The organism is Clostridium sp. AM34-9AC, assembly GCF_003480225.1.
GTDB classification, from domain to species: domain Bacteria; phylum Bacillota; class Clostridia; order Lachnospirales; family Lachnospiraceae; genus Acetatifactor; species Acetatifactor acetigignens.
The window spans coordinates 1-12167 of sequence record NZ_QUIU01000001.1 but is presented as its reverse complement, the minus strand read 5'-3'; the positions used below and the strand labels follow the sequence as shown (position 1 = coordinate 12167).

Annotated in this window: 4 protein-coding genes; all 4 read left to right on the top strand. The window is 46.8% G+C overall.

Features of this window, described 5'->3' with window-relative positions; all coding sequences use genetic code 11:
• Nucleotides 1–22: 22 nt before the first annotated feature.
• On the top strand, nucleotides 23–451 hold the full coding sequence (locus DW835_RS00020) for a DUF6560 family protein (protein WP_118669631.1): 429 nt from the start codon (nucleotides 23–25) through the stop codon (nucleotides 449–451).
• 915 nt (nucleotides 452–1366) lie between these two features.
• Nucleotides 1367–3475 (top strand): hypothetical protein, encoded by a 2109-nt coding sequence (locus DW835_RS00015; RefSeq protein WP_182430174.1) that lies wholly within the window; start codon nucleotides 1367–1369, stop codon nucleotides 3473–3475.
• On the top strand, nucleotides 3462–4418 hold the full coding sequence (locus DW835_RS00010) for a hypothetical protein (protein ID WP_118669633.1): 957 nt from the start codon (nucleotides 3462–3464) through the stop codon (nucleotides 4416–4418). Before DW835_RS00015 ends, DW835_RS00010 begins: the two co-directional genes overlap by 14 nt.
• A 238-nt stretch (nucleotides 4419–4656) precedes the next feature.
• A partial coding sequence (locus tag DW835_RS00005) for a DNRLRE domain-containing protein (RefSeq protein WP_118730450.1) occupies nucleotides 4657–12167 on the top strand: 7511 nt, incomplete at its 3' end.

Genomic DNA, 12167 nt, shown 5'->3' with positions numbered 1-12167 from the left:
ATCTTACCGGAGGATTACAGAAGTGAAGGATGAAAAAGAAGCTGTGTGTTCCGGAAGAACATTGACACCATTGCTACTTGGAGTGTTTTTCTGGTTCATCGGAGTGGGAGTTTTTTTAATATTGATTTCAAGCACTTCAAAGGAAGTGAAAGGCGCAGGCATTATCTTTTTCATATTATGTGGAATGGAAGGGAGCTATTTCCTTCTGTTTTGGCGCAACAAAAGAATTACTATGACGCGGGATGATATTACTTACCGTTCCATTTGGGGAAAAGAGAAAAAATACTCATGGGAAGACGTGAGATCGGTGCGTTATAAGGCGGCTGGAAGAGGGGCGTATAGAATTCTGATCCAGACAGACCGAAAGATATGTATCGAAACCGGAATGATGGAAAACAGTGAAGAGGCTGAAAAACTGATAAAGAGAAAAGGGTATTTAGGTCTCCATTAACCTTCGGTAATCAATCCGTAAAGAGATGAACATTAACGAGTGGGAAGCTTAGGCTTCCCATATTTTTTGCTCAAAATACAAAGGAGTAGTACCATGTTTACGCTGGAAGCAGAGATGATTTTAATATCGTCTCTGCTTTTTTCGTGGATTTTTTGTTAATTATCTTGGAAGAATTTGGGGCATTTTGGCGAGGAACAGTTGCGGGGGATCGGGGATACAGGTACAATAGAAGGAAAGGAATCGGCAAACGATAAAAGCGTGCGAAAGGGGAAGAAGATGGATTTAATACGGAATAAAAAAAGGCTGTTTGATGAAATAAAATATTATTGTGAAGAAAATAAACTGGATCAGAGGATGTTCCTTCGGCAGGAGATTCTTCGGGAGGATATAGAGAATCAGTTATGCCTTATCGCAGACGAAATGGAGAAAAGGATTGCGAATGAGCGTGAAAAAAATTATATAAATGAATTAACAGAAAGTGAGTTCATGACTTTTTGCTGTATTTGCATGGAATGTATTTCTCCGCAAACTGTAATTGAAGAAAAGTGGGAAAAATTACTGGAACACAAACATTTTTGCTATGCGCTTTTTGCAGTTATTGACAAAGAACAGGACGTTGATACTCTGAAAACGATACCTCGGGCAATGTATAGAACAGCGTATTTGTCTATGACAGAACTTTATTATTATTTTTACGGCAGATTTAATGATAATGAAACAGCTATTAAATTGCTTTGCAGATATTACAAAACCGAAATGCGTCTTGATTCGGACGAACGGCAGTATATTGCTGATGCACTGATTGGTCATATTAAAAACGCCGGAGATCAAAATGATTTTGGGTATGCATATAACGGTCTTGAAATGATAGAAAAAAATATACATTATCTGCCGAGGAATATCATCCAAAGAATATTGGAGAAATATACATGCAATGAAGTAGATATGAATTCCATCCACCGCAAACAGGTCTATACGATTATTAAGGGCTTCTTCCAGAATAATGAGGCAGAAAGATTGCAGAAACAATTTCTTTATCTGGACAGCGTAATCATTATGGGGATGCTGAAAGATATCTATAGCGAAGATCGTAGTAATCACGGCCAACCGGCTATTAACTTTTATGGTATGGAGGAAATGCCTATTACTATGGAGTGTTTAACAGTTCCGGATGAGAGAAAGAGCCTCTTTGAAACCTATATGGATAAAGTAAGATCCGAACGTGTTTTCAGGGAAAAAAGTAGGGAAAGCATATTATTTAAAGTTTCATTGGAACAAAAGACGAAGATCATGGTTGAATATTCCGATGAGACATACAAACTGGACTTAAAATCAGATATGGATAATGTATTAAACAGTTATGGCAAGACTGTTTTTTTGGATATGAAAAAAGCGTTTATAAACAGCCGAATAAATAAATACATTTCTTATAAACTGGTCTATCTGAATCAATACCATGGGATGACACAGCAAAAATTTTACTTTGATAAATGTTATGACTATTCTGATGGAGAGATCAAGTATGATGATAAGAAGAAAAAGGAGATTCCACTGACATATTCACCTAAAATAAGTTCCATATATGCTATTGTAGGAAAGAACGGAACGGGAAAGACAAGTCTTGTGAATTTTTTAGGAAATGATTTTGACACAATTATGTATAGACTGGGAGAAGAGGAAACAACTGTTTCCAAAATCGTGGAAAAATATAGGCCCTCCTTGCGAGGGACAGAGTTTCTGGTGATTTTTGAGATGAATAAAAAGAAGTATTATATCTCTAATATGACGATTAAAAAGAGTCCAGAAGAAATAATGGAGTATGGTTCCGGCACAGCAGGCTCCGTGAGACGGCAGTTGAGTAAAATATTTTATTTTTCCAATAAAATTGATATGAATGAAGCATTTGCATTTCAGGGAGAGAAAAATAATGACCTGGGAGAAACACAAAATTACTCAGAACAGCGGGCTTTTGCGGAACGGATTGAGCAAATCAGACAGGGACAGGACGGACAGAAACAAAAGAAAGAGGTCAAAACCAGATATTTTAACAGAGACTTATTGTTTCAACTATTGTATTTAAGAGATCATTTTGAGAAGAAAGAAGAAAATCTGAAAAAACTACTTTGGGAAACATTCTCGGTGGATGATCTGACTATTGGAGATAAAGAAAAGGATGATATTATCCGGAATTTTGTAAGGGGAGAGAAGACTGATATTCATATGGACTTTTTTCATACAACAAATACCTTACAGTATTTCTCGTCCGGGCAATATGCAAGGTTTGATTTTTTTGCAAAACTATACTGGAGTGTGAAAGGTTATGCCAACAATAAGGAGTTGATAAAAAGTCTTGGAGACAGTGGAAGGGCGTATGAGAATGAAACCATCGTTGAAAATGATTCCGCCATTCTGTTTATAGATGAGGGAGATCTGTATTACCATCCGGAATGGCAGAGACTGTATATCTCGGATCTGTGCAAAATTATAGAGGAAGCGGTTCCCTGTAATCTGCAAATTATCATTGCCACAAACTCTCCATTTATTCTCTCCGATATTTTTGAAGATAATATTATTTTCCTGTCGGAGGAAGGGGAAAGTGAGGAATCCCACGAACAAACCTTCGGACAAAATATCCATACACTGTTAAAGAAGGACTTTTTTCTGAAATATACCATGGGTGAATTTGCAAGGGAGAAGATTGTACAAGTATTTGAAGCACTGGAATCGAAGGAGCACCAAGAAAACAAGGAGGATCAGGAAAATAAAAAATACCAAAGCAGGAAAGATCTGGCTGACAACATGTCGCAAATATTAAAGCCAGACATAACAGTTGAGAACGTGTACCAGCGAATCTCTGATTTCGCCATGGCAATTGGGGAAGATATTTACCGCAGCCATCTTCTTGGATTGATAGAAGAAGACATGAAGAAAACAGAAAACAGAATCAGCTACCTGAAGAAGAGGCAACAGGAAATCGAAGAAGAATTGCGGGATCTGGAAGGGAAAACGTATGATAAAAATTGAAAAATATGATAAAAAAGTTGAGGATGTCTATTTCGATGCTGTGAAGGCTGTAGTAGATGATGCGTATAGGAAAAAAATCGTGAACCGCGTGAAAAAGTATATGGGAGCAGCATGGCGCAATTTGGCAGAACAAGAATCAGATGAGATATTTCGTAAATGGATTCTTGCAGATTATTCAGAGATTAAAAAGGCCTATCTACAATTATCCAAAGATGAAATGCATGAGGAAACATTTAAGAAAAATGGAAAGTTCAAACGTCTTTATCAGATTTACTATGAGGCTTATAATAAGGTTCGGGGTAAGATAATAAGGATGCCAGGATTAGCGGATCAAAAATTAAATGTCTATTTAGTGAAAAACAGTAAGATCAAGACTTGCCCGTATTGCAACAGAAATTATATAACAGCCAGAGGCGAAAACGTATCCGGAGCGCAGATGGATCATTTTATTAGCCGAAGCGAATATCCGATTTTTGCATTATGTTTATATAATTTAGTTCCTTGTTGCAGCGTCTGCAATTTAACAAAATTGACAAAAGAATTGGAAATCTCTCCCTTTGATTCGACAATGGATGATAACAGCTTTACTTTTACCCCAACAGGAATTTTGCCGGGAGAACAGCCTTCAGTAAAGATAAAAGCTAAAAATTCACAATTGGAGCAAAATATTAAGGTGCTTCACTTGCAGGAAGCGTATGATTTTCATAGCGATGACTTGAAAGAACTGGTAGAATTAAAGGAAATGTACCCGGAAACCCAGATCGATGAAATCTGTGACTTGATTAATGGGAAGAGAGCGGCTGCGGGCAAGGCGAATCTGGCATCTACAGATATCCGCGATATGGTATTTGGAAAACAGGTACCGTATGAAGAATATGGGAAGAAGCCGTTGGCCAAGTTCAGACATGATATTTTAAAGGATTTAGGTGTTTACACGCGCTGATAATGATAATATTTTGGGGAAAAAACGTTCAGTCAAAAAATGCTGAACGTTTTTTATATTTCGATAAATTGAAATATACGCTTCGATTTATCGAAAAACCACACATTTTTATTGACAACTAATAATCAATATCATAAAATATTTCAAAATACTTTATCACGGTATAGGAACAACGTGTTAAAGAAGCAACCGGAACAAACTTTAATTGCGGTGCAGAAGCACAAATGAGGGAGGACAAATGTATAGTGTAAAAGGAAAGAAGTGGAACAGAAGGCTGAGCTTTCTGCTTGTTTTGGTACTGCTTTTTGGAGACAGCTCATTGCAGTATACCATGGCGGCGGAGAGCGGAGAGACACGGCTGGAAGCAGCAGTGTCCGTATCCGGCGGTGACCCGGAACGGACATCGGAACCGGAACAATCGGCAGAACCAGAACAATCGGCAGAACCAGAACAATCGGCAGGACCGGAACAGTCGGCGGAGCCGGAACAGACCATGGAACCGGAACAGACGCCAGAGCAGACACCGACTCCGCAGCCTGTGCCGACACCGGCTAGCGTATCCGGGAACGTTCCGCCCAGACAGCCGGAGAACTATTATCAGGATCCGGAACCGGAAAATTATGGTACGCTGGCAGCTTATGATGCGTACAGCCGAACCTACCATGTAGACGGTGACCGGTATGTGACAGTGATCGGCTACGATGGTAACAGCTATCTTGATGAGGACGGCAATCTGCAGCAGGCAGACAATACTCTGGTAGAGAGTGAGGTCTCCACCTATTCCCTGTATGGAGATGCAAAAAGCTACGTGAACAGTGCCGGAAGCTATCAGGCGATGCTTACAGTCGGAGCGGAGGAAGGTACAGAGCTACTGACCATTGCAAGTGACGACCATCTGCTGACACTGACTCCTGCCTGGGGAGATTTCACTGACGGTATCGTAAAGGACAATGCTATTCGTTACAACAATGTACTGCCGGATGTGGATTATCAGTACACGATATTCGGAAACAGTGTGAAAGAGGACATCATCCTGTTGCAGAGAGACACTGCCCACAGCTTCCGTTATCTGTTGAACACCTATGGACTGAAAGCCGCCCTGAGCGGCAACACGCTGTACCTCTATGAAGAGGGAACAGATCCCGAACAGGACGCAGTATTCGTTCTGGAGGCTCCGGAGATGGAGGACGCGGCTGGAGAGATCTCTTTCGGCGTGGAACTTCAGCTGGAGGAAAGCGGTGAAGAATCCACCTATGCGGTTACCGTTTCCGCGGACAGTGACTGGCTGGATGCAGATGACCGCGTCTATCCGGTACGGATCGATCCTACCGCTATTCAGGTAGGTAAAAGTGCGATCCATGTGGCCTGCGCTGAGCAGGGCAGCCCGAATTCCGTGATCGGAGATAATGCATATCCTTATGTGGGCTATGATGACGGTATCACCTCCGGAAATCTGGCAGGCTTCCACAGCAAACATTTAAATTGCAGATCTTATTTTGCCATTGATTATGATTTCTCAGCGCTGGCGGAGGAGCCGGAGATCGTCAGTGCGGCATTTCAGGTGACCCAGAAGACCCGCTGGAGCAAGGGCAGTTCTGAATTCGGACTTTTCGGAGTGGAAGAGCCCTGGCAGGTGGGAAGCCTTACATGGAACAATCAGTTAAATTACAACCATTATTTTCTGGATAGCAGAACGGCTTCCACTACCCGCGGAGAGGCATTATCCTTCGATGTAACGGAAGAAGTCAGTGCATGGATCAACGGAACCGCAGAGAATCACGGACTGGTCATGAAAGCACTGGTGGAAGCACCCAACGAGACAGCGGGCGATGCCGGTGCCTCCATGCAGTGTGAGGTATTCTACAACAATTCCTCCGCATCCTATGCGCCGAAGCTGATCGTCTCATGGACAGGAGATCTGACGGATCTGGCGAAGCTTACGCTGGATGATACTACAGTGGATGTTTACCCGGTCGTAAGAAGAAATGGGGACAAATCCTGTGATACACTGGGAGTGGCAGCCCATGGACTGGCCAAGCCCGGCAGTACCGTGACCTACGAACTGGTCAACGTCAGCACCGGAGAGACGGAAGCGCAGACAAAGCTTCTCTATCCGGACTCCGATGCTTATGCAGGGGAATATCCGGAGGCGATCGCCTATAAGCGGAGACTTTCCAACTGGCAGAGTGAGGTGTTTTCCGGATTACAGCCCGGACAGGTCTACTATGTGACGGCGACTGCTTCCTTTGGGGGCAAAAGAGGTAAGACCGTAGAATCCGACCGCTTCCTGATCTACGAGGAAGGCGCTTTCGACCTGATGCCCAGGATCGCACAGCATTACGGTGTGGAACTGAATACGATCCTTGCCGACATGCGGATGCAGGACTGCCTGACCAGACAGGGCAACCGTATTTTCATCAGGGAACCGAAGAATACCACAGCTTACAGTTCCGGCGTGTTAAGTGAATATTATAAGGCTATCATCGACGGACTGCTGTTAGGCAGAGCGGAGAACTGTGAGTTCGGCTATGAGCCGGTGAACCTGAATACCGGTAATTTCTACATGGAACAGGCCGATGCCACGATTGCGGACATCGGCGGTGATTTTGCCCTGACCAGACAGTACAATGCAAAGGGTGCGGCGTATGAAGGGAGTCTGGGCTTCGGCTGGACCTTTGCTTATGATGAACGTATGGGAGAACTGGCCGACGGATCGGTCCTGTGGCTTAGAAATAATGGCGGCATCATCACGTTTACCCCGGCGGGAGAGGGATACCTCGCACCGGCCGGATGCGATTATGAACTTTCAGAGACAGAGAACGGATATGTGGTAGAGATCCTGGATGACGGAAGCCGTCATGAATTCGACAGCTTCGGTCTGCTCCGTGCGGTGGAAGACAGCTGCGGTAACCGGACAGAACTGGCTTATGATGTGGATCTGTACCTGAAAAGCATTACCACACCCTCCGGAAAGGAATTCCGGATCGCGCTGGATGAAAAGAACCGCTTAAGCAGCATTACTCTGCCAGACGGCCACGGTGTGACCTATACCTATGATGAAGCCGGTAATCTGGCGCAGGTGACGAATCCCGCAGGCGGTGTCGTTCGTTATGTTTACGATGACAGCCACCGCATGACCGCATGGTACGATGAAAACGGACACAGAGTCGTAGCCAATGAGTACGACGGGGAAGGCCGTGTGATACAGCAGACGGATGCGGAAGGCGGCGTGGTCACGCTGGCTTATGAACAGATGGCCGGAGGAGGACAGACCACTGCCACGGATGCGGAAGGCAATGTAACGGTATACACCTATGATGAAAATTACCGTACCACGAAGATCGCATATCCGGACGGCACATTCGAAGAGAGAAGCTATAATACCGCCGGGTATCTGGCAGGCCGTCTGGACCGCACCGGCGTGGAGACGACTTATACCTATGACGGGAAAGGCAGGGTAACACAGGAAAAAAGGCAGGATGGCGCCACCAGGACCTATGCGTACAATACCGCAGGCAAAATGACGCAGTCTACGGACTATGACGGAGGAAAGACCGGCTATACCTATGACGGACAGAACCGCCTGACTTCTGTGACCGATGCGGAGGGAGGACAGACCTCTTACACTTACGATGAGAAAAACCGACTTGTGGCGGTAAAGGATGCGAACGGCAACACCACATCCTATACCTATGACGGTGCCTGCGTCACATCCATGACGGACGGTGCCGGTAATACATGGAACTATACCTATGATGCCATGAACCGGCTGTTAACAGTCACGGATCCCACCGGAGGGATCACCGCCAATACCTACGATGCCTTGGGCAGGGTAATAAAGGAGACGGATGCCGCCGGTGCAGTGACCGTCTATACCTATGATCCGGCAGGCGCAGTGACAGCCATTACCGACAAAGAGGGGCAGACCAGCACCTTTACTTATGATGCCATGAACCGGATGCTGTCCGGTACGGATCCGCTGGGCAATACCCTGACTTATACCTATGACGGTAACGGGAACCGCCTTACACAGACCGATGCGGAGCAGCAGACCATACAGTATACCTACGATGCCATGAACCGGGTAACGGAGACTGCGGATGCAAAGGGTGCGGTACAGAAGAATACTTACGACGGAGCAGACCGGATCCTTACCGTCACGGACCGTCTGGGCAATGCAGAGAGTTATACCTATGACCCGGTGAAGCAGAGTATGGTTTCGGCTGCTGACAGAGAGGGTAACGTGACTTCCTATGAAAGTGACGTAAACGGAAGGATCACGAAAATCACCTATGCGGATGGTGCCACGGAGACTTGTCGTTACGATCATCTGTCCAGACTCACGGAGACGGTCGATGCGCTGGGAGCCGTAACCACATACACCTACGATGGCAACGGCAATGTCACGAAGATCCGCCAGACCGGCGCAGAGGACCTGGCAAGAGAGTATATCTACACTTATGATGCAAGAAATCTTCTGACAGAGAGTACGGATCCGCTGGGGAACACTGTCCATTATACCTATGACGCCTGCGGCAGCCTGACCGCTGTGACGGATGGACGGGGAAATACCACCGCTTATGCTTATGATGCACTGGCGAGACTGACGACTGTGACCGATGCCTGCGGCGGTACTACGGCATACACCTATGACAAAGAGGGCAGGGTCCTCACGGTGACGGCACCGGAGGGAGATACCCTGAAAAATACCTATGATGCCATCGGCCAGCTGACAGCACAGACCGATGCGCTGGGAAATGTGACGACCTACAGCTATGACCGGATCAGCCGCCTGCAAACGGTAACGAATGCCCTGAAGGGTGAGACCGGCTACACCTACGATGCGGACAGCAACCTTACGCTTACGAAGGATCCCCTGGGGAATGCCCATGCCTATACCGTGGATGCAGAGGGGAATCTCTTAAAGGAGACCTATCCTGATGGGGAGACAGACCGCTATACCTATGATAAGAACGGAAATGTGGCAACCTTTACCGATCGTTACGGTGTCGTGACCACATTTACCCTGGATGCCTGTGGCAGAATCGTGAAAGCTTCCGATACGGCAGGCAACGAGATGACCTATACCTATGATGCGGCAGGCAATCTGACTTCCCAGACCGATGTACTGGGCAGAACAGCCTCTGTGACGTATGATGCTTTCGGCAGAGCAGTCTCCGTGACCGGTATCGACGGCGTGACCACCCGTTATACCTACGATGCTTCCGACAGACTGCTTACCGCCACGGACGGAGAAGGAAAAGTAACATCCTATACCTACGATGCGGCGGGGAATCTCATCCATACCACAGAACCGGGCAAGGCAGAATATGCCTATACTTATGATGCCCTGAACCGGCTGACACAGAAAGTAGATCCGGAAGGAGCTGCCACGGAATTTTTCTATGACAGGAACAGTAATCTGACTACCTTAAAGGACGGCAATGGTGTGACCACGGACTACACCTACGATGCCCTGAACCGTCTGGCCGCGTACAGGGATGGCAACGGAGGCACGACTGCCTATACCTATGATGCCCTGAGTCGTCTGACTGCCATTACCACACCGGAAGGGCTGACGGAAAGCTATGCGTATGATGCGGCAGGCAACCTGACCGGCGTTACCGATGCCCTGGGGCAGACCACGACCTACGGTTATGACAAGCTGTACCGTATGATCACCACCACCTCTCCCATGGGAGCTGTGGAGAAATATACTTATGACAAACATGATGTAGTTACCAGTGTCACCGATGCGCTGGGGAACGTTACGCTCTATACTGTAGATGCCAACGGTCAGGTGACAAAAAAGAGACAGCCGGACGGCGAAAGCTATCTCTATACCTATGATGCCGTACAACGGCTTACGGGTATTACGACACCTCTGGGCTATGAGACTGCCTTTACCTACAGCAACGGCAATGATATTCTCGTAAAACAGGATAATCTGGACCGTACCACCGAATATACCTATGACATCATGCACCGGCTGACTTCCGTGACAGATCCCGAAGGCGGAGTGACCACCTACGGCTATGATGAGCGTGGCAACCAGTCTGAAGTCACGGATGCACTGGGCTATTCCTGGAATTATGCCTATGACAAGGTAGACCGGATGACCACTGTGACAGACCCGGAGGAGAAAGTAACAGACATTCTCTATGATAAGGTCGGAAATATCGTAAGCATCAAAAGACCCGGAGAACGTACCACAGCCTATGCGTATGACGGCAACTACAATACGACTGCTGTGACAGATCCGAAGGGATATGTCTATAACTACGGCTATGATAAGGATGACCGTCTGACGTTAACGACCGATCCTCTGGAGCAGACCACCGGCTATACCTACGATGCTGTGAACCGCGTTACTGCATACCGGGACAAGATGGGATTAACAGAAAGCTATCTGTATGATGCCCATGGCAATGTGCTGGAAAAGACCGCAACAGACGGCCGGGTCACCGAATATACCTATGATGCCAAGAACCGTCTGACCTCTGTCACCGACCCTATGGGAAGTGTGGCATATTATACCTACGATGTGATGGACCGCGTGACGGGCGTGACTGATTATCTGGGAAGAGGAACGGAATTTACTTACGACCGCGAAGGAAATCTGACCAGCGTGACCGATGCCGCAGGACGAAAGGAAGTATGTACCTACGATATCGCAGGACGGATCACATCCTATACCTCCAACGGAGGAAACCGGATCAGCTATGATTATGACAAGCTGGATGATCTGGTAGAAAAAAGCTACAGCGACAGCACCGGGGAGCAGAGTGCAGAAGGGGTTACCTATGCCTACAATGCTTTGGGAGAGCGGGTAGCCATGCAGGATACCACAGGGGACACGGAGTACACCTATGACGGACTCCGCCGGATCACTTCCGTGACCACTTACCGTGCACCGGGAGAGGACGGCTTCTCCCACGAGGAGGCAAAGGGTGACACCATAGGCTATGCCTATGACGAAGCGGATCATCTCGCTGCCATTACCTATGCGGATGGCACAAAAGTAAGCTATGAGTATGACAAGAACGACAATCTCATCAAAGTGACCGACAGGGAGGGAAAAGTTACCACCTATACTTATGATGCCATCAACCGGGTGACCCAGATCCACCGCCCGAACGGCATCAGCACCTATAACACTTACAATGCAAGGAATCAGATCGTGGAGCTTAAGAATGTCTGCGATACCTGTGAGTGGGTGGTAAGTGACTATCTCTATACTTATGACGACAGGGGATTCATCGCAGGGGAGACCGCCATCGAATCTCTGGCAGGTTATGCCTACGATGACAAGCATAACGGACGGCATGAGGACGGCAGACATGACGACCTCTATCCTCATGGCAACCGCCATAACGGCAAGCATGACAAGGACGCCACTTTCGCGTACCAGATCGTGGAGACCGACCGGACATTTACCTATGATGCAGCTGGAAAGCTTCTGACCGCTACGGAGACCGAGGACAATTATGGCACCTACGTCTACACGTTCGAGTATGACCTTATGGGTAACCGTACTTATATGGAGAAAACCCTGAACGGAACGGTTGTGGAGTGGCACAGATATGAGTATAATGAGAGTAACAAGCTGGTCTCTGAAAAGATCTACAATGGCAAAAAGACCCCCAGCCTTGCCTATAACTATGATGCAGATGGCAACCGGATCAGTGAGACCGGACGGATCGGCACAGACAAGGTGAACAAGACCTATGAATACTCCGTAGAGAATCG